At 32.7% G+C, this 20301-nt stretch carries 21 protein-coding genes and 4 tRNA genes; 24 read left to right on the top strand and 1 reads right to left on the bottom strand.

Going from position 1 to position 20301, the window contains the following annotated elements; translation table 11 throughout:
* The first annotated feature begins 2 nt into the window (after positions 1–2).
* The 19 genes from ACFWTK_RS07705 (at position 3) to ACFWTK_RS07615 (ending at position 18284) form a co-directional block, all read left to right on the top strand.
* Entirely contained in the window at positions 3–1031 is a 1029-nt protein-coding gene (locus ACFWTK_RS07705; RefSeq protein ID WP_415875497.1) for an MraY family glycosyltransferase, read from the top strand.
* A 67-nt stretch (positions 1032–1098) separates the two neighbouring features.
* Positions 1099–2214, top strand: coding sequence for a non-hydrolyzing UDP-N-acetylglucosamine 2-epimerase (wecB, locus tag ACFWTK_RS07700; RefSeq protein ID WP_415875420.1), 1116 nt, complete (start codon positions 1099–1101; stop codon positions 2212–2214).
* Between the two features lie 110 nt (positions 2215–2324).
* Entirely contained in the window at positions 2325–3503 is a 1179-nt protein-coding gene (locus ACFWTK_RS07695; RefSeq protein ID WP_415875419.1) for an acetyl-CoA C-acetyltransferase, read from the top strand.
* A gap of 250 nt (positions 3504–3753) precedes the next feature.
* Entirely contained in the window at positions 3754–4929 is a 1176-nt protein-coding gene (locus tag ACFWTK_RS07690; RefSeq protein ID WP_415875418.1) for an acetyl-CoA C-acetyltransferase, read from the top strand.
* Between the two features lie 577 nt (positions 4930–5506).
* On the top strand, positions 5507–5887 hold the full coding sequence (locus ACFWTK_RS07685; RefSeq protein ID WP_415875417.1) for an ATP synthase subunit I: 381 nt from the start codon (positions 5507–5509) through the stop codon (positions 5885–5887).
* Positions 5888–6568 (top strand): F0F1 ATP synthase subunit A, encoded by a 681-nt coding sequence (locus ACFWTK_RS07680; protein ID WP_415875416.1) that lies wholly within the window; start codon positions 5888–5890, stop codon positions 6566–6568.
* Positions 6569–6661: 93 nt separating this feature from the next.
* Positions 6662–6919: an ATP synthase F0 subunit C gene (gene atpE, locus ACFWTK_RS07675; RefSeq protein WP_061857998.1), complete on the top strand. Its 258-nt coding sequence runs from the start codon at positions 6662–6664 to the stop codon at positions 6917–6919.
* A 65-nt stretch (positions 6920–6984) separates the two neighbouring features.
* Positions 6985–7464: a F0F1 ATP synthase subunit B gene (locus ACFWTK_RS07670; RefSeq protein WP_415875496.1), complete on the top strand. Its 480-nt coding sequence runs from the start codon at positions 6985–6987 to the stop codon at positions 7462–7464.
* Positions 7465–7466: 2 nt separating this feature from the next.
* Positions 7467–8003, top strand: coding sequence for a F0F1 ATP synthase subunit delta (locus ACFWTK_RS07665; RefSeq protein ID WP_415875415.1), 537 nt, complete (start codon positions 7467–7469; stop codon positions 8001–8003).
* 23 nt (positions 8004–8026) lie between these two features.
* Positions 8027–9535, top strand: coding sequence for a F0F1 ATP synthase subunit alpha (atpA, locus tag ACFWTK_RS07660; RefSeq protein ID WP_415875414.1), 1509 nt, complete (start codon positions 8027–8029; stop codon positions 9533–9535).
* A gap of 28 nt (positions 9536–9563) precedes the next feature.
* A complete protein-coding gene (gene atpG / locus ACFWTK_RS07655; protein WP_415875413.1) occupies positions 9564–10442 on the top strand; it encodes an ATP synthase F1 subunit gamma in 879 nt (292 codons plus the stop codon).
* A gap of 13 nt (positions 10443–10455) precedes the next feature.
* On the top strand, positions 10456–11853 hold the full coding sequence (gene atpD / locus ACFWTK_RS07650) for a F0F1 ATP synthase subunit beta (protein WP_415875412.1): 1398 nt from the start codon (positions 10456–10458) through the stop codon (positions 11851–11853).
* 15 nt (positions 11854–11868) lie between these two features.
* Positions 11869–12270, top strand: a complete 402-nt coding sequence (locus ACFWTK_RS07645; protein WP_415875411.1) for a F0F1 ATP synthase subunit epsilon — start codon at positions 11869–11871, stop codon at positions 12268–12270.
* A gap of 199 nt (positions 12271–12469) precedes the next feature.
* Entirely contained in the window at positions 12470–13165 is a 696-nt protein-coding gene (locus ACFWTK_RS07640; RefSeq protein WP_415875410.1) for a hypothetical protein, read from the top strand.
* Positions 13166–13195: 30 nt separating this feature from the next.
* Complete coding sequence (murA, locus tag ACFWTK_RS07635) at positions 13196–14455, top strand: UDP-N-acetylglucosamine 1-carboxyvinyltransferase (protein WP_415875409.1); 1260 nt, start codon at positions 13196–13198, stop codon at positions 14453–14455.
* Between the two features lie 201 nt (positions 14456–14656).
* The gene (spoIID, locus tag ACFWTK_RS07630) at positions 14657–15685 is read left to right on the top strand and encodes a stage II sporulation protein D (RefSeq protein WP_415875408.1); all 1029 of its coding nucleotides are present in this window, start codon (positions 14657–14659) and stop codon (positions 15683–15685) included.
* Positions 15686–15964: 279 nt separating this feature from the next.
* Positions 15965–16723 carry a peptidoglycan DD-metalloendopeptidase family protein gene (locus ACFWTK_RS07625; RefSeq protein WP_415875407.1) on the top strand — a complete coding sequence of 253 codons (759 nt, stop codon included), beginning with the start codon at positions 15965–15967 and terminating at the stop codon, positions 16721–16723.
* 145 nt (positions 16724–16868) lie between these two features.
* The gene (gene spoIIID, locus ACFWTK_RS07620; protein WP_061857988.1) at positions 16869–17123 is read left to right on the top strand and encodes a sporulation transcriptional regulator SpoIIID; all 255 of its coding nucleotides are present in this window, start codon (positions 16869–16871) and stop codon (positions 17121–17123) included.
* Positions 17124–17252: 129 nt separating this feature from the next.
* Positions 17253–18284, top strand: a complete 1032-nt coding sequence (locus ACFWTK_RS07615) for a rod shape-determining protein (protein ID WP_061857987.1) — start codon at positions 17253–17255, stop codon at positions 18282–18284.
* Between the two features lie 63 nt (positions 18285–18347).
* Here the strand turns inward: ACFWTK_RS07615 and yyaC are convergent, their stop codons facing one another.
* A complete protein-coding gene (yyaC, locus tag ACFWTK_RS07610; protein WP_415875406.1) occupies positions 18348–18899 on the bottom strand; it encodes a spore protease YyaC in 552 nt (183 codons plus the stop codon).
* 109 nt (positions 18900–19008) lie between these two features.
* Between yyaC and ACFWTK_RS07605 the strand changes: the two genes are divergently transcribed.
* The 5 genes from ACFWTK_RS07605 to ACFWTK_RS07585 all read left to right on the top strand — a co-directional run bounded on the left by ACFWTK_RS07605 (position 19009) and on the right by ACFWTK_RS07585 (position 20207).
* Positions 19009–19617 (top strand): hypothetical protein, encoded by a 609-nt coding sequence (locus ACFWTK_RS07605; RefSeq protein ID WP_415875405.1) that lies wholly within the window; start codon positions 19009–19011, stop codon positions 19615–19617.
* Between the two features lie 207 nt (positions 19618–19824).
* Positions 19825–19900: transfer RNA gene (locus ACFWTK_RS07600), tRNA-Thr, on the top strand.
* A gap of 5 nt (positions 19901–19905) precedes the next feature.
* Positions 19906–19990 (top strand) — tRNA-Tyr (locus tag ACFWTK_RS07595).
* A 5-nt stretch (positions 19991–19995) separates the two neighbouring features.
* Positions 19996–20071, top strand: a tRNA-Val gene (locus tag ACFWTK_RS07590).
* Between the two features lie 51 nt (positions 20072–20122).
* A tRNA-Tyr gene (locus ACFWTK_RS07585) sits at positions 20123–20207 on the top strand.
* Positions 20208–20301 lie beyond the last annotated feature (94 nt).

The following is a 20301-nucleotide window of genomic DNA, read 5'->3' as shown; positions in this document are numbered from 1 at the left end:
GTATGAATAGTGTAAAAGTTTTGACCATGATTTCAGTACTGATATCATTTGTATTAACACCTTTTATTAAAAAATTTGCATTTTATATAAAAGCATTGGATATACCTAAAGATAAAAGAAAGATACATAAAGAGCCTATACCTTTGCTTGGAGGTATTGCTATATATATATCCTTTCTACTTACAATGATTTTAAAGGAAGGGCCTTTAAATAAATCGGAAAAGGGTATTTTAATAGGAGCAACCATAATTGTAATTGGCGGCTTAATTGATGATCTGAAGGATTTAAAACCTTGGATGAAATTAGCCTTTCAATTGGCTGGCTCCATAGTTCTTATAATATTTGGAGTTCATATAATTCGCATAACAAATCCTTTTCCTACAGGAAGTTCATATATAAATTTAGGATATTGGTCTATACCTATAACTATATTATGGGTAGTTGGAATTACAAATGCTTTAAATTTAATAGATGGTGTAGATGGACTTGCAGCAGGAGTGGCATTTATATGTTCGTTTACAATTTTTATTATAGCAGTCCTAAATAGTAGGCGGGAAGCAGCCCTTTTGACAGCTATCTTGAGTGGAGCTATATTTGGATTTCTACCATATAACTTCAACCCAGCATCAATATTTATGGGAGATACAGGAGCCCAATTATTAGGGTTTTTACTAGCAGCTATATCTTTAGAAGGAACTATAAAGTCAGCTACTACCTTTGCAATAGCTGTACCAATTTTAGCTTTTGGACTGCCTATATATGATACTTTATTTGCTATGATTAGAAGAAAGGTAAATGGGAAACCTATAATGCAAGCGGATAGAGGGCATTTACATCATAGGCTTTTAGACATGGGATTGAGTCAAAGACAAGTAGTAATAATAATGTATCTAATTAGTGCAATATTAGGTGGCATTTCAATAATTGCAATGCAGATTAGTACAGCAAGATCATATTTTTTACTTACAGCAGTAATAATAGTTATTGGATTAATTGCTTGGAAATTAGGATTTTTCAAACCTAAGGAATAGAATGTGTTTAAAAAAATTTCAGAGCTGACATTTATTTAAGCATAATGAAAAAATAGGGAGTGAAAACGTGAAAAAGATAAAGGTTATGAGCGTATTTGGAACTCGTCCAGAGGCAATAAAAATGGCTCCATTGGTTAAGGAATTAGAAAAGAATAATCAAATTCAATCGGTAGTATGCGTTACAGCACAACATAGAGAGATGTTAGACCAAGTTCTAACTCTTTTTAATATAACACCTGACTATGACTTAAACATAATGAAGGAAAGGCAGAGCTTAAGCGGCATTACAACCAATGTTCTTCAAAGCTTAGAAGGAATATTAAGCAAAGAGCAGCCAGATATAGTTTTAGTCCATGGAGATACAACAACCACATTTGCAGCTTCTCTTGCGGCTTTTTATAACAAAATAAAAGTTGGACATGTAGAAGCTGGGCTTAGAACCTATAATAAGTATTTTCCTTTCCCAGAGGAAATGAATAGAAAACTTACAGGAGCTATAGCCGACTTTCATTTTGCACCAACATTTAGAAATAAGAATAATTTAATTAAAGAAGGAGTATCAGAAGATAAAATATTTGTAACTGGAAACACAGTTATAGATGCTATGAACTATACCATAAAAGAAAATTATATTTTTGATAATCAACAATTAAATGAAATTGACTTTAACAAAAGAATTATAATGGTCACTGCCCATAGAAGGGAAAATTGGGAAAGTGGAATAGAGAATATATGCAAGGCTTTGCTAAAATTAAAAAAAAGCAATGAAGATATAGAAATTATATACCTAGTACATTTGAATCCTGTTGTAAAGGAAACAGTATATAAGTATTTGGAAGGAGTAGATGGAATACATCTTTTACCACCTTTAGATACTAGAGATACTCATAATCTAATGAAAAAATGCTACCTCATAATGACGGATTCAGGAGGAATACAAGAAGAAGCTCCTCATCTTGGAAAACCTGTTTTAGTTTTAAGGGATGTAACTGAAAGAATAGAAGCTGTGGAGGCAGGTACTGTAAAAATCGTAGGAACTAATGTCGAAAATATAGTAGATTGCGCTAATATTTTATTAAATAATGAGGAAGAATATTATAGAATGAGCAAAGCAGTAAACCCATATGGCGATGGAAAGGCCTCAATTAGAATAGTAGAAAGCATATTAAAACATATGAAATAATATGTAAAAAAATGATTAAAAATGTTAGCATGTGTATCAAACTAATTGAGAAGTTTTTAACAAGACTTAGATAACATCCTTTATACAACAGAACTAAGGAGGAAGGTTAGATGAGAGAGGTAGTAATAGCAAGTGGTGTAAGGACTCCTATTGGAAAGTTCGGTGGAACTTTAAAGGATATCACAGCAGCAGAGATGGGAGCTATAGTCATTAGGGAAGCTCTTCAAAGAGCAGGCGTAATAAAGGAACAGGTAAATGAAGTTTTAATGGGTCAAGTTCTCCAAGCTGGAAGTGGTCAGAATGCAGCAAGACAGGCATCTATAGGAGCAGGTATTCCAGTTGAAGTTCCTGCTGTCACAATTAATATGGTTTGCGGTTCTGGTCTTAGAAGTGTAAGCATGGCTGCACAGTTTATAGCTAATGGAGATGCTGATATCATAGTGGCAGGTGGAATGGAAAATATGTCACAAGCTCCATATTTAGCAATGAATGCTAGATGGGGTATGAGAATGGGAGATGGAAAGCTTGTAGATTCCATGATTCATGACGGGTTAATGGATGCATTTAATTACTATCACATGGGGATAACTGCAGAAAATATAGCAGAGCAGTGGAATATATCAAGAGAGGAACAAGATGAATTTGCTTTAAGATCTCAAACCCTAGCTCAAAAGGCAATAAAAGAAGGCAAATTCAAGGATGAAATTATTCCTGTGAGAATTAAGAGCCGAAAAGGAGAAATAATCTTCGATACCGATGAATATCCAAAGGATGGCACAACTATAGAAGCTTTGCAGAAATTAAAACCAGCCTTTAAGCAGGGAGGAACGGTTACTGCTGGAAATGCTTCGGGATTAAATGATGGAGCTGCAGCATTAGTTATTATGAGCGCTGATAAAGCAGAGGAATTAGGAGTAAAGCCTATGGCTAGGATACTATCCCATGGATCAAAAGGAGTGGATCCGTCAGTTATGGGATATGGACCTGTAGGAGCTACTAGAATAGCTCTTGAAAGAGCAGGATTATCTATAGAAGATATAGACTTAATAGAGGCTAATGAAGCTTTTGCATCTCAGTGTATAGCTGTAGCTAGAGATTTGCATTTTGATATGGATAAGGTAAATGTAAATGGAGGAGCTATAGCACTTGGACACCCAATTGGATGTTCAGGAGCAAGAATATTAGTTACTTTATTGTATGAAATGGAAAGAAGAAATTGTAAAAGAGGATTAGCAACTCTATGTATAGGCGGAGGAATGGGAACATCACTTATAGTTGAGAGAATATAAAAATCCGCGTAACGCGGATTTTTTTGTGTTTAGTGAACAAAAAATTGGTCATACCACGTAAATCATAGAAAATGTACAAAAAACTTAAAATAATCATATATATTTTAAATATTGTCAAAATATTAACAAATACGGGTGAATTGAGAGTTGCTTATAAAAAAAATTATAAGTATAATAGAAAATGATGATAAAATAACAATCTTTAGAAAAATCTAAAAACATAAGGATTAAAAATTAGGAGGGTTTTAGTATGAGGGAAATAGTTATTGCAAGTGCAGTAAGAACAGCTATAGGAAGCTATGGCGGAGCTTTTAAAGATGTACCAGCAGTTGAATTAGGCGCAATCGTTATAAAAGAAGCTTTAAAAAGAGCTGGAATCGATGGAAGTCAAGTTGATGAAGTTATAATGGGAAATGTTTTACAAGCAGGATTAGGTCAAAACCCAGCTAGACAAGCTTTAATAAAAGCAGGATTACCAGTTGAAAAACCATGCTTCACAATAAACAAGGTTTGCGGTTCTGGTTTAAGAGCAGTATCATTAGCAGCACAATTAATAAAAGCAGGAGATGCAGATATTATTGTGGCTGGTGGAATGGAAAACATGTCACAAGCTCCTTATTTAGTTCCAAATGCAAGATGGGGACAAAGAATGGGAGATGGAAAGTTCATCGATGAAATGATAAAAGACGGTTTATGGGATGCATTTAACCAATATCATATGGGAATAACTGCTGAAAACGTTGCAGAACAATGGAATATTACAAGAGAAGAACAAGATGCTATTGGTGCAAGATCTCAAAACTTAGCAGAACAAGCAATTAAAACAGGAAGATTTAAAGATGAAATCGTTCCAGTAGTAGTTAAAACTAAAAAAGGCGAAGTAGTTGTTGATACTGATGAATTCCCAAGATTCGGAACAACTGAAGAAAAATTAGCTAAATTAAAACCAGCATTTAAGAAGGGTGGAACTGTTACAGCAGGAAACGCTTCAGGAATAAATGACGGAGCAGCTGCAATAGTTGTTATGAGTGCTGAAAAAGCAGAAGAATTAGGAATTAAGCCAATAGCTAAAATAGTATCTTATGGTTCAAAGGGTGTTGACCCATCAATAATGGGAGTTGGTCCAATAGGAGCAACTAGAGCAGCTCTTGCACAAGCTGGACTTACAATAGAGGATATGGATTTAATAGAAGCTAATGAAGCATTTGCAGCTCAATTCATAGCTGTTGGAAGAGAATTAGGATTTGATATGGATAAGGTAAATGTAAATGGAGGAGCTATAGCACTTGGACACCCAATTGGAGCATCTGGTGCTAGAATACTTGTAACATTACTTCATGAAATGCAAAAGAGAGATTGTAAAAAAGGTTTAGCTACACTTTGCATAGGTGGAGGAATGGGAACAAGTCTTATAGTTGAAAGATAAGAAGCGAACCCAATAAATATCATTATTTAATAATATAAAAGAGAGTGATTACATATTAAATGTAGTCACTCTTTTTATATGCGCTGAGAATTGGTACAAGCTGAATAAAATAGTTATTCAACTTCTACTTAATTGTATGTTTTAACTCATATCTTAGTGGATATTTTTTGGAATTTATTTAATCAGTATAAATTTTATATATAATTTACCTATTACAAATATTGCACGAAAATTGATAAGTTAATTCAAACTATATTAAAAGAAAATAATTAATATATAACAAAGTATGGTTTTAAAATCAGTACTAATACAGAAAAAATAAAATAAAAAAGAAATAAGTTTAAAAAATAATTGATTGCAAATTGTGAAAATTATAAATATAGGATAAATTAATAAGAAATTATCAAAAAAAGTTGAATAAATTGAAATCTAATACAAACTGAAGAAAATTAATGAAAATAGCGTTTTCACCGCTATATTTATTAAGCCACAGCAGATTATTAAATATTTTAGCATTTGAATATATTCACAGCGATTATATAATAAAGTTTATTATATTAAAATTTTAGGAGGAAAAATGAAAAAAAGCGACGAAGTTCAACAACTGTTGAGAAGTATAATTCGCTTAGATTTAATTGTTGGACTTGTTCTAGGAACAGTTGTTTATTTTATAAAATCTGATTATGTGTTTGTATGCTTGTTAGGATTTTTTCTTGCTATTATAAACTTTTTTATAAATAGTTATATAACTGAGTATGCCATTATTGTAAATACAAATAATGGTAAAGTTTTAATGGTTTTAGGGTATTTTTTTAGAATATTTTTGGTAGGTATCATAGGAGCAGTATTATTTACACATAATAGATTTAATGTAATAGCTTATATGTTAGGCTATACCTTTCGTTTTTTTTCTTTAATTATTTATGGCTTATCACTAAAAAATGAGAGGGGTGAGTGAATGGAGGAAAAAAGAAGAATAATTCTTAGCTTGTTAGGATATAAATTCAGCATATCAGAGGCAGTTATTATTCAATGGGTCATAGTGCTAATTTTTTTAATCTTTTGTATTATAGTGAAAAATATATTAAAAGGGACACCAGATAAAAAACAAAGCATAGTAGAAATGATTGTTGAAGGTATTAACAACTTGGTAATAAGTACCATGGGAGAAGGAGCTGCTGTGTTTGTGCCTTATATAGGAACTTTAGTAATTTTTCTTCTATTGATGAATATTTCAGGTTTATTTGGTGTTGAACCTCCAACAACAGACTTTAGCGTTACCTCAGGAGTAGCAGCTATAAGCTTTGTGGTTATTCAAGCATATGCTATAAAAAAACATGGATTAAAAAGTTACTTTATGGGATATGCAAGACCTACGTGGGTTTTACTTCCTATAAACATAATGGAAAGAATAATGCTTCCAGTATCTTTAAGCCTAAGATTATTTGGAAATATCACTGCAGCATCAATAATCATAGAATTAGTATATAGTGGACTTGCTAAAACTCCATTAGGAATAGGGCAGTTAGCAATACCCGCACCGCTTCATTTTTATTTTGATATTTTTGATGGTGGACTTCAGATGCTTATTTTTGCAATGCTGACTATGATAAACATCAAAACAGTATCAGAACACTAAGAATGTTAAGAGTCATAGGCTAAAGATTATACAATCATAAAAATCTAAGCGATTTATTATAAAAATTTAAAATGATGATTAGGAGGAATAAATATGAATATTAGTTCAGAAGCATTTGTAGCAGGAATGTGTGCCATAGGAGCAGGTATAGCATCTCTTGCATGTATAGGTGGAGGAATTGGAACAGGAAATGCTACAGCTAAAGCGGTAGAAGGTGTAGCAAGACAGCCAGAAGCAAGTGGAAAAATAATGTCAACTATGATAGTTGGTAGTGCCTTATCAGAAGCTACAGCAATTTATGGTTTCTTAATAGGAATATTATTAGTATTAAGAATTGGAAATCTTATATAATAAATAGGTTTCGATAAATAGGTTTGGCGAAGATAAGCCTGAAGGGAGGCTTTAATCACAAAATGATGGAATTTACTATACCAACATTTGTATGGACGATTATAAATTTTTTATTGCTTTTAGGAATTCTCTCATTTTTTCTATTTAAGCCCGTTAATGAAATTATTAATAAAAGAAATGAGTCTATTAAAAATAACATAAAAAAAGCTGAAGAAGATAGAAAAGCAGCTGAAGAACTTAAAATAGAAAATGAGAATGAATATAAGCTAGCAAAGCGAGAAGGTAAAAATATAGTAGAAGAATATAAGCAAAAGGCAGAAAAAGTGTCTCAAGAGATCATCTCTGATGCTCACAATGAAGCCGAACTCATTCTTGAAAGAGCAAAAAAAGAAGTAGAAAGAGAAAGAGAAAAGGCAGAATACGAAATCAAGGTAAAAACAGTAGATTTAGCTATAGAGTTATCTAAGAAAGCTTTAGAAGAATCTATAGATGAAGCTAAGCATAGAGAATTAATTAGAGATTTTATTGCTAAGGTAGGTAACTAATTATGTATGAATATCTAGATAGGAGATATGCTCTAGCTTTATATGAAATAGCTGAGAAAAATGGAAAAGTAGAGGAGTATATAAAAGAGCTAAAAGAAATATTTGATCTAATTAAGACCAATGAGGAACTCTTAAGCGTAGTAAAGCATCCAGAGATAACTACTTCTCAAAAGAAAAGAGTATTTAAATCTATATTTAAAGGAAAAGTTGATGATTATATACTAGGTTTTCTTTTAATTCTTATAGAAAAGGATAGGATTCTTTATTTAGAGGAAAAAATTAATGAATTGGAAAAGATTCATTTAGAAAAGAACAACATTTTAGTTGCCCATGTTAAAAGTGTAATACCTCTAAATGAAGATGAAAAGAGCGCTTTAATAGAAAAGCTGAAAAAAAAATATAGTAAAAACATTATTCTAAAAGAGGAGATAGATAAAGGTATAATTGGTGGTCTTTATGTAAGAGTAGGGGACGATGTTATAGATGGCACTATAAAAACTAAATTTGAAGAGATTAGAAGAAGAGTAATCCATAACTAAGATAATAGAAAAGAGGTGAATGTATGAACGTAAAACCTGAAGAAATTACTTCAATCATAAGAAAAGAAATAGAGAGATACGAGCATAAAGTTCAAACCATAGACTCAGGTACTATAATACAGGTAGGAGATGGTATTGCAAGGGTTTATGGACTTGATGATTGTATGGAAGGAGAACTTCTTGAATTCCCTAATGATGTATATGGAATGGCTCTTAACCTAGAGCAAGATAATGTAGGATGTGTTCTACTAGGTAAGGAAGAGGGAATTAAAGAAGGAGACGTTGTAAAGAGAACAGGAAGAGTAGTAGAGGTTCCTGTTGGAGAAGCTTTAATAGGAAGAGTTGTAAATGCCTTAGGTCAACCTCTTGATGGAAAAGGACCTATAAAGACATTTGAAACTCGACCAATAGAGGTTGAAGCTCCTGGGGTTATTGAAAGACAATCTGTTAAGGAACCTCTTCAAACAGGTATAAAGGCTATAGATTCCATGGTGCCAATTGGCAAGGGTCAAAGAGAGCTTATAATTGGTGATAGACAAATAGGAAAAACTGCTATTGCATTAGATGCAATATTAAATCAAAAAGGAAAGAATATTAAGTGTATTTATGTTGCTATAGGACAAAAGCAATCTACTGTAGCTCATATAGTAAACACATTAACTGAAATGGGAGCTATGGATTATACTATAGTTGTTTCATCTACAGCCTCTGATTCAGCGCCTCTTCAATTCTTAGCGCCTTATGCTGGATGCAGTATGGGAGAATATTTCATGCATAAAGGAGAAGATGTGCTTATAGTTTATGATGATTTATCAAAACATGCGGTAGCCTATAGAACCATGTCACTATTACTTCGAAGACCACCAGGAAGAGAAGCGTATCCTGGAGATGTATTCTATATACATTCAAGACTTTTAGAAAGAGCAGCTAGACTTTCAGATAAGCTAGGTGGAGGTTCGCTCACAGCTCTTCCTATAATAGAAACACTTGCAGGAGACGTTACAGCATATATACCTACAAATGTAATTTCTATTACTGATGGTCAGATATTCTTAGAAGCCGAGCTTTTCTATGCAGGACAAAAGCCAGCAGTTAACGCAGGTATTTCAGTATCACGTGTTGGCGGGAATGCTCAAATTAAAGCGATGAAACAGGTTTCTGGAACTTTAAGACTTGAACTTGCGCAATATAGAGAATTAGCAGCATTTGCCCAATTTGGTTCTGATTTAGATAAAGAAGCAAAGGATAGACTTGAAAAAGGTAAGAGATTAGTTGAGATATTAAATCAAGACCAATATAATCCTATGCCAGTAGAAAAACAAATTATGATTTTATATGCTGCTGTTAACAATTATTTATCAGATATCAAAGTGTCACATATCAAGAGTTTTGAAGAAGAATTCTTAGAATATATGGATACTCATCATAGAAGTTTAGGTAAGCAAATACTTGAAAAACAAGAGTTAACAGATGATATAAAATCAGAGTTGAACACTTCTATAGAAGAGTTTAAAAAGATTTTTCTAGCATAGAGTGTATATAGGCCTTAGGAGGTAGGATATGGCAGGTGCAGGGTTAATTGCTATAAAACGAAGAATAAAATCTATAAATAATACAAAAAAGATAACGAAAGCTATAGGACTTGTTGCCACCTCTAAACTAAGGAGAAATAGGGAGAGCTTAGCTATAAATAGTAATTATTATAATTCCTTTAGAGAAATTATGAATGAAGTATTAGCAGATAATGAAATTGATACAAATATATATTTTAAATCCAATGGAAGCAATAAAAGATTATATATAGCTCTTACATCAGATACAGGTCTGTGTGGAGGATTCAATGGTAATGTGGTCAACAAGACTTTAGAATACTTGTTAAAGGATAAAGAAAATTCTCTTTTAATAATTGTAGGACAAAAGGGAAGAACATATTTTAAAAAATTTAATATAGAATCTGCTGCGGAATATGTGGAAGTTCCAGATATGCCTACTATAAAAGAGGCAAGAATTATATTAGATAAAGCTTTGACGTTATATTCTAAAGGAGAAGTTGGAGAAGTAAATGTAATATATACGGATTTTATTTCTGCTGTTAAGCAGGAAGCTAAGCTAAAAAAGCTGCTTCCTATAGATAGAGAGAGCATAGGAATAAGTAATGAAAATCATAAAGATGATAAGAATTCCATAGTAGAATTTGAGCCAGAGAAAGAAAAGATTCTAGGAACTATTTCTGAGCTTTATCTAAAGCAAACTCTACTTAATTTAATGTTGAACTCTAAGACTAGCGAACAGTCAGCCAGAATGGATGCTATGGATGGTGCTACAAAGAATGCAAATGATTTATTAGATAAACTTAATCTAAAATATAATAGAATAAGGCAAAGCACCATAACACAAGAAATATCAGAAATAGTAGGAGGGGCAGAAGCTCAGAGATAAGGGAGGTATATTCATGTCAGATAATGTAGGTAAGGTTGTACAGGTAATAGGTCCTGTAATAGATATAAAGTTTGATTCTGATTTCCTTCCTAATATTTATAATGCCATAGAAGTAGATATGGGAGACGGCAGGGTACTTATAACTGAAGTTGAACAGCATATAGGAGACGATGTAGTAAGAACTATAGCTATGGAAGCTACGGAGGGCTTGAAAAGAGGCATGAAGGCAGTTGATACTGGAAAGCCAATATCAGTTCCTGTAGGAAATGAAGTATTAGGAAGACTATTTAATGTATTAGGGAAAACCATAGATACTGATGAAGGTTTTCAACCTAAAGAATTTTATCCTATTCACAGACCAGCTCCAAGTTTTGAGGAGCAATCAGTTGAACCAGAGATGTTTGAAACTGGCATTAAGGTTATAGATTTAATAGCTCCTTATCAAAAGGGTGGAAAAATAGGATTATTTGGTGGAGCCGGAGTTGGAAAAACGGTTTTAATCCAAGAACTTATAAATAATATAGCAAGAGAACACGGTGGACTTTCTGTATTTACAGGAGTTGGAGAAAGAACCAGAGAAGGTAACGATCTTTATTATGAAATGAAGGAATCTGGGGTTATTAATAAAACAGCCTTAGTATTTGGGCAAATGAATGAACCGCCTGGAGCAAGAATGAGAGTAGCTTTAACAGGGCTTACTATGGCAGAATACTTCAGAGACCAAGGGCAGGATGTGCTTTTGTTTATAGATAATATATTTAGATTTACTCAAGCAGGTTCAGAGGTATCAGCTTTACTTGGGAGAATACCAAGTGCTGTAGGGTATCAGCCAACTCTTGCTACAGAAATGGGAGCACTGCAGGAAAGAATAACATCCACAAAACATGGTTCTATAACATCAGTTCAGGCTGTATATGTTCCAGCAGATGACTTAACTGACCCAGCTCCAGCTACAACTTTTGCTCACCTTGATGCTACTACAGTTTTATCAAGAAGTATAGCTGAACTAGGAATATATCCAGCAGTAGATCCTCTAGAGTCTACATCTAGAATATTAGATCCAAGGGTTGTAGGACAAGAACATTATGAAACAGCAATAAAGGTTAAGCATATTCTTGAAAGATATAAAGAGTTACAAGATATAATAGCTATTTTAGGTTTAGATGAACTTTCAGAGGAAGATAAGCTAGTGGTAGCAAGAGCTAGAAAAGTTCAGAGATTCCTATCTCAACCATTCACTGTAGCAGAACAATTTACAGGTATGAAGGGTAAATTTGTACCTGTTGAAGAAACAGTAAGAGGATTTAAAGAGATAATAGAAGGAAAGTATGATGATATACCTGAATCTGCTTTCTTATTCGTTGGAACAATTGAAGAGGCTGTGGAAAAAGCAAAGGCTATGTCAGTATAATGGGAGAGAAATAAAATGCCAAAGTTGTTTAAATTAAAGATAGTCACTCCGGTAAAGATTTTCTTTGAAGGGGAAGTAAAAGAATTAAATACAGAAACCCTAGAAGGGAAAAGAGGAATTTTACCTATGCATTCTCCGTTGATAGCCATGTTAAGGCCTACTGTGTCAAAAGTTATGCTAGAAAACGGAGAAGAGAAAAAATTCTTTTCTTCCACAGGAATCTTAAAAGTCAGCGATGGTGAAGTACTTATGCTTTGCGATGCTGCAGAATGGCCAGAGGATATAGATAGAAAAAGGGCAGAAGAAGCAAAAGCTAGAGCAGAAGGACGTTTAAAAGAGAATGATAAAGTAGATATAGAGAGAGCAAAAATGGCAATACTTAGAGCTATAAAAAGACTTGAAGTATCAGATATATAAATGTTATTAATATTAGAAGGTTATTGTACTTTTAAAAAGTACTCAGTGCATGTTTGCTTAAAATGCGCGAGTACTTAGAAAGGAACAATAGCCTTCTTTTTTGCACACTTTTATTAAAGAAATTATATATTAATAATATATTTGAAGTATATATTATTAATTCTTTGTCCATAATCTAAAGAGGAAGGCGGGGATATACATGGATAATAAGAAAAAAATACTAACTTTAATTTTAGTTACTATAGCTATATTGTTAAATCAAAAAATATCTTATGCGTATAAGAATATAAATTTGTTTGAAAAAATGATTGAAGCATCTCAAGGTGAAATTATAGAAAATGGAATAAGAACCCGTTTTAAATCTAATAGAAATGGACAAGAATTAGCTAAATACTTCATAAACAAAATTAATTCTAGTTATAACACCAAAGCAAAATCCTATATAAATAAAGAAAATTACTATATTGATTTTGAAGAAGAGAGCATAAAAGGAACTATAACTATAACATGCTCTAAAAGAAAAAATATAGTAACCATAGATATTATCCAAAAATGTAATAATAATGAGCTAGACATAATTAAAAACAAGGTAAAACTCATTTCTGCTCCAGTATCTGATGGTGATGAATCATATTATGAATATTTAAGGGCGAAATTGCCTAATAAGAATTTAAAAAGCGTAAATAAGGAATTAATTTCTATATTAAAGAAAAATGGGGCAGTGAACATTAGCTCAATAGAATTAAATAATGGATTTAGCAACTGCGCATATACTGGTAAATATACACCCAAGGTTAATAATGGTAAACTAATGGATTTAAATTTTGCATTGAGCAGTTATACTTCGGGAAAATATTTAATTATCGGGACTCCTGAGATAATTATAGCTTACTAGTTAAGGAACGATGGAATGGAGAGGATATAAATGAAAAAGATATTAGTGAGAGGTGGAAAAAGACTGAGGGGTGAGGTGGATATTAGTTCAGCTAAAAATGCTGTACTTCCTATAATTGCAGCTAGTATATTGAGCGGTAAAAAAAGTACAATAATAGATGCACCTTTGCTTCAGGATGTATATGTAATAACCGAGGTTCTAAAATCCATTAATGCTGATGTTAATATAGACAAAAATAAGAAAGAAATAATTATAGACACTTCTTCAGTTAAAAGTGTAGAGCCAGATAGTGAACTAGTAAGAAAGATGAGAGCATCTTTTCTTATCATGGGACCTATGGTTGCAAGGTTTGGAAGATTTAAAATATCCTTGCCTGGTGGATGTAATATTGGCAGCAGGCCTATAGATCTTCACTTAAAAGGCTTTACAGCCTTAGGAGCTAAAGTTAGCTTTGGTCATGGACACGTAGAAGCTTATGCTCCGAGATTAATAGGAAATAAGATATATTTAGACTTTCCTTCTGTTGGAGCTACAGAGAATATAATGATGGCAGCAGTATTAGCAGAAGGCGAGACTATTATAGAAAATGCTGCAAGTGAACCAGAAGTACAAGATTTAGCAGAGTTCTTAAATTCCATGGGAGCACGAATAACCGGGGCAGGGACTGACACTATCAGAATCATAGGGGTGAAGGAATTAAAAGACTCAACCTATAAACCTATACCAGATAGAATTGAAGCAGGAACTTTTATGGTTGCAGCAGCAATTACTAAAAGTAAGCTGAAAATAAATGGAGTAAGGGAGGAACACTTAAAGCCTATTATAGCTAAATTGAGGGAAATAGGAGTTTGCATGGAAAAGGAAGAAAATAGCATTATAGTAGATGGGGATAATGAATTTAGACCAGTAGATATAAAAACAATGCCTTATCCAGGATTTCCAACTGATATGCAGGCTCAAATGATGAGCTTATTGTCAATTGTAAATGGAACTAGTATTATAACTGAAACCATTTTTGAAAATAGATTTATGCATGCTGCTGAACTTAAAAGAATGGGTGCAAACATAAAAATAGATGGAAGATCTGCAATAATAGAAGGAGTTGAAAAACTTACTGGAACTGATGTTAAGGCTACAGATTTAAGAGCTGGAGCTGCACTTATACTTGCTGGATTAGCTGCTGATGGATATACGAAAATAGGAGACATATATCATATAGATAGAGGATATGTTAGTATAGAGGAAAAGTTTCTTAAATTAGGAGCAGAAATTAGAAGAATTGATGAATAATAAGGGGCCTTTAAAAAGGTCTCTATTTTTATGTAGGTTAGAAACTTTTTTTTCAGCCAAAACCATAGCTCTTGTTGCAAAAGATCAAGCTAGAAAGGACAGCTATTAATGACTAGCTGCTATAAAAATGAGGTAATATTTTCAGAAAGTGAGTAATAGTATAGTATTGATTTTAAATTTAAAGAGTAGGGAGAAAAACATATGCAGAAAATTATTATTGGGATGCTTTCTGGTGTATTATTTGTTATATTGCTTTCTATTGTAGTTGTTGGAATAGATACAAAATCATATAAAGAAGTGCCAAGTAACAGCACAAATCAGATAGTTGATAATATAAAAATAAAATCAATATATAATAAGGAAGATTTGAATATAGATGTTTATATGACTAAGGAAAATAAAATAGATAGAATGGATATAGAAGATTATGTGTTAGGTGTAATTGCGGCAGAGATGCCAGCAGAGTTTGAACTTGAAGCCCTAAAGGCACAAGCCGTAGCTGCTAGAACTTATGGACTTGCTCATAAAGAGAATTTTGGAGGGGAAAAAAGTCCAAAAGCATGTGGAGCTGATGTAAATGATACTGTAGAATTTCAGGCATTTATGAATAAAGAAGAAAGAATGAAATTATGGCCTAAAGATAAGGGAAAAGAGTACTGGGATAAGCTTAACAAAGCTGTAAAAGAGACAGAAAGTGAGGTCTTATCTTATGATGGGGAACTTGTTATGGCTCCTTACTATTTTTCTACTAGCAGTGGAAGAACAGAGGATGCGAAAGACGTATTTAATAAGAGTATTCCATATCTAAAAAGTGTAGAAAGCCCTGGAGAAGAAAGATCACGTAAGTATGTAAGTGAAGTTAAGTATACTTATGGTCAGCTTGCAGATATATTAAACAAATATAATCCCAATTTTAATATGAAATCTTCCACATTAAAAAAACATATAGCAATATTGGAGAGAAGTCATGGAGGAAGTGTGTCTAAAATGAAAATTGGAGATGAATACATATCAGGGCAAAAGTTTAGAACTATACTAAATTTAAATTCTGCTAACTTTGATATAAAATTTGCTTCTAATAATATAGTTATTGTATGTAGAGGATATGGACATGGCGTTGGAATGAGCCAATGGGGAGCAGACGCCATGGCAAAAGAAGGACACAATTATAAGGAGATACTCTCCCATTATTATCAAGGAACAGATGTAACAAAATTGAAGGTTAAATAGATACATGAGAAGAAAGTGGAGAGTTTAGAAGTGGAGAGTGGAAAGTTGAGAGTGAAGAAGTTTGGGGAGTTTAGAAAATTTAGAGAGTTTAGATATGTAGTTTAAAGATTAAAATGGGGAGGACAAATGCTGAATTAGGCGGAGCTTAATTCAGCATTTGTTTTTTTGTTTTATGAAGTAAAATAATGTCTAAAATCTAGGAAAAATGAGGAAAATTTTTTTCATAAAATAGGTATTTTTTATTTACAACAGGACAAACTACAAAAAGGAGGTGTTTTTATGGAAAACAAAGACAATAAGAAAAGTGTTTCAAATTTCTTAAAAAGGGAGGGCTTCTATGTAATTTTATTTGTTTGTTTATGCATAATAGCAACAGTTACTGCAATAACAACAAAGAATAACAGAAAAGTAGATAAGAGTCCTAAAACTACACAAAATCAAAAGGCTGATTCTAATAAGCCTGATGGCAGTGTTTCTTTATCCCAAAAAGATAAAGAAATCAATAATGCAGTTCAAGTAAAGCAAAACGAAAATGCGAAAAAAGCTGATACAGGAATTCAAGCATCTACAAAAAAAGAAGTATCAGTATCAAAATCTTCACAGCCAGAGTTTATAAAACCTGTTGAAGGCGAAATAGTGATGAAATATTCACAAACACCTGTATGGTGGGAAACTTCAAAATCATATAGACCTAACTTTGGTATAAACATAAAGGCAAATGTAGGTACACCTGTAAAAGCTGTTGCTAATGGTGAAGTTAAATCAGTAGATGAAAACGGATCTTTTGGAACATCTGTTACAATTTATCATCCTGAAAGCGGAAAGGCTACTGTTTATGGAAACTTAGATAAAGAGTTAAAGATAAAGAAGGGTGATAAGGTAACTCAGGGACAGGAAATAGGAAAGATAGGAAAGACATCCTTGAGAGGAATGTCAGAAGAAATAGGAAACAACTTCTTACACTTTGAAGTACTTAAAAATTTAAAAGAGGATTCACAATATTCAAGTGAAAATCCAGAAAAATATATAAAATATTAATCTAACAATATATGAAATATTAATATAACAGTAAAAGCCATTTTCCGATTTCATTCGGAAAATGGCTAAATAATAAGGATGACACAGTAATTTAAAAGGCTATAAGTGCATATTTATAAATATATAAGGTTAAGGAGGTAGCACTTTGAAAGATTACATTGAAGAAAGAGTTCTAGAAGTTGCAAGGTATATAATAGAATCAAAAGCTACTATAAGAAAAACAGCTAAGGTTTTCGGTGTAAGTAAAAGTACAATACACAAAGATATGACAGAGAGGTTACCTAAAATAAATCCACAAGTTGCTAAACAGGCAAAGGATGTTTTAGACTTAAATAAGTCTGAAAGGCATATAAGAGGCGGTAAAGCAACAAAAATGAAGTACAAGACTTTGGAAGGATAAAGTTTCTATTTCTGCTCAAAAAAAAAGGATTTTTTTGTAATCCTATAGAATAATTTGATATAAGCGTATATAATTAATATAGATAATTAATTAAGTAGAATCTACAAAAGAGCAGGAGTGAAAATAGAGATGTTTTTTAGAATGAGCACAGATATGGGAATAGATTTAGGAACAGCTACAGTACTGGTTTATATTAAAGGTAAAGGTATTGTTTTAAAAGAACCTTCAGTAGTTGCAATTGATAAGAACGCTAATAGAGTGCTGGCTGTAGGAGAAGAAGCTAGGCAAATGATAGGAAGGACTCCAGGCAATATAGTTGCTATTCGTCCGTTGAAGGATGGAGTAATATCAGATTATGATATTACTGAAAAAATGCTAAAACATTTTATAAGAAAAGCATGTGGAAAGAAAAAGGTAGGGGCACCAAGGGTAGTAATTTGCGTTCCATGTGAAGCTACGGAGGTAGAAAAGAGAGCTGTCAAAGATGCAGCAGTTAATGCTGGAGCTAAAAAAGTGTTCCTAATAGAAGAACCTTTAGCAGCAGCTATTGGCTCAGGATTAGATATAACAAAAGCAAGTGGAAATATGGTTATAGATATTGGTGGAGGTACCACTGATATTGCAGTTATCTCATTAGGAGGAATGGTTGTAAGAAGTTCTATTAAAGTAGCTGGAGATAATTTTGATGATGATATAATAAAGTACATAAGAAAAAAGCATAAACTTATGATAGGCGAGAGAACAGCAGAAGAGCTAAAAATAAATATAGGGACAGCCTATAAGAGAGAAGATAATATTACTATGGAAATAAGAGGAAGAGATTTAATAACAGGCCTTCCTAAGAATATAAGTGTGTCCTCAGAAGAAGTGAGGGAAGCGTTAAGCGAATCTGTTAATGCTATCGCAGAGTGCACTCATTCAGTGCTAGAAAGAACACCACCTGAGCTTGCAGCTGATATTGCTGATAAAGGTATTATGATGACAGGTGGAGGATCATTATTGCATGGATTGGATAAGCTAATAGCTGATGTTACAAAGGTCCCTGTATATGTTGCTCAAGATTCTGTTTCATCAGTTGCTCTTGGCACAGGAGAAGTCTTAAATTTTCTAGATAAAATAGATGCATCTTATAAGGGCCAAGATATCAATTTAATAGATTAAAGTTATACTTGCTATAAAAAGCTCTATAACTAATACTTAGTTATAGAGCTTTTCATAATTTCACTATATAATATCATTATTCTTTTGTAAATGGAGTTGAGAAAGATAATAGGAATGTATAAGAGAATGAGTAATAACTTTAGCCATGCCTATAATCAAGTCTAAACGTATATTTCTATTTGTAAACAGTTCATTGTTATCACTAGAGTCCACAATACCTATTATAGAGCTTTCACCCACCTCAGGGAGGAATTTGCCTACGCCTTTTCCAGGGTGTATGGGATAATCTCTAGCCTGTATTTCGCCTATGTTTTTACTATCTCCTAAACAAGCATCTATACCTATTATATTAGATGATGGGTGCATTTTTTTTATTTCTTGTAGTTTTTTATCTATATTTAGAGCATGTATAGGTTCAGAAATGGTTCCATATACCTTGAGAGGAAAGTTTTGCGTCTTTAAAAGTGTTCCCACCAAGGGTCCGAGGCAATCACCTATACATCTATCTGTACCTATGCATACAATTATAGAGCTATCGTTTATATAATCCTTTAAAAAGTATGCAATTTCATAATATGACAAGTTGTCTTTATAGTGGACTCTGACTTTATTCAAAACTGACACCTCCTTGTTAATTTATATGAAAAGTATATATATAATATGATGAAGCAAAAGAATAAAAAAAGTAAATTATGCAATAATTAGCATATAGAGGTGATTGAATATGAATAATAAATGGTTATCTTTTATAGTGGTTTTGTGTACTTTAGTAAGCAGTTCTATTATGATAGGATTTGATTCTGAAGAAAATGATATTGAAAATTCGCTGACTATTACGGATTCTTATAAACAACCAGAGAAAGAGATTGAAAAACCTAAAAAGGTTGAAAATGAATCTATTAAAATAGAGAAAAAAATAGAAGAAAATAAAGAGAGTATAAAAGAAGAAAACTACACCCATAATGTGGATGAATATAATGATAGTAAACAAGAGAGCAAATATGAAGTATCATCAGATGAATATGCAAGTAAAGATGAAGACATGTATGATGAGCATAAATATGATTATTCATATAAGAAACAAGAAGATGTACCTGTATTTAAAGTATCTACAGACGTTATAAGAAAAGAGGTAACATTAAAAGATAAACAAAAGCTGTTTATGATAGCAACAAAATTATCGCCAAAGGATTTTATTAAGATAAAAGAATATCTTTATTGGGAAGATGAAGAGGAAGGAACAAGAAGGATTATAGATTTAATAAAAAATAAATTAAGCAAGGAAGACTATGAAAAGGTAAAAAGCATATTGGGTAAATATATTTATATGTAGTGAAGAGAAATTGAGCATTAAAACGAGTTTAAAACAATAGAAATTTTAAGTATATATATGTTTAAAATTAAGATATTTAGAGAAAAAATTAGAAAAAGTATTAAAATTAATATGATGGGTGATTATTGGAGTTGAAATAAAATTAATATCGAGTTATACTAATATTCGTCGGTGGCGAGGTCGCCGAAAAACAAATAAATAAAATATGCTGGCATGGCTCAACTGGTAGAGCAACTGACTTGTAATCAGTAGGTTCCGGGTTCAAGTCCTGGTGCCAGCACCAATAACGGAGGAGTTCCCGAGTGGCCAAAGGGGGCAGACTGTAAATCTGTTGCGTTTCGCTTCAATGGTTCGAATCCATTCTCCTCCACCATAAATGGGCGCATAGCTCAGCTGGGAGAGCATCTGCCTTACAAGCAGAGGGTCACAGGTTCGAGCCCTGTTGTGCCCACCATTTATTGGATAAGTTGTTGGGACAAAATTTATTTTATGTAAAATTTAATATGGAGGAGTTCCCGAGTGGCCAAAGGGGGCAGACTGTAAATCTGTTGCGTTTCGCTTCAATGGTTCGAATCCATTCTCCTCCACCATGTAAAGACATCTTGAAACAAGATGCCTTTTGTTTTGCATAAAAGTTTAGTTTCGAACATAAAATATACAATAATTCCATTGAAATTATTGACA

This window comes from Clostridium sp., from assembly GCF_047777555.1.
In the GTDB taxonomy this organism is placed as follows: domain Bacteria; phylum Bacillota; class Clostridia; order Clostridiales; family Clostridiaceae; genus Clostridium_H.
This window is presented reverse-complemented; position numbering and strand designations above follow the sequence as displayed.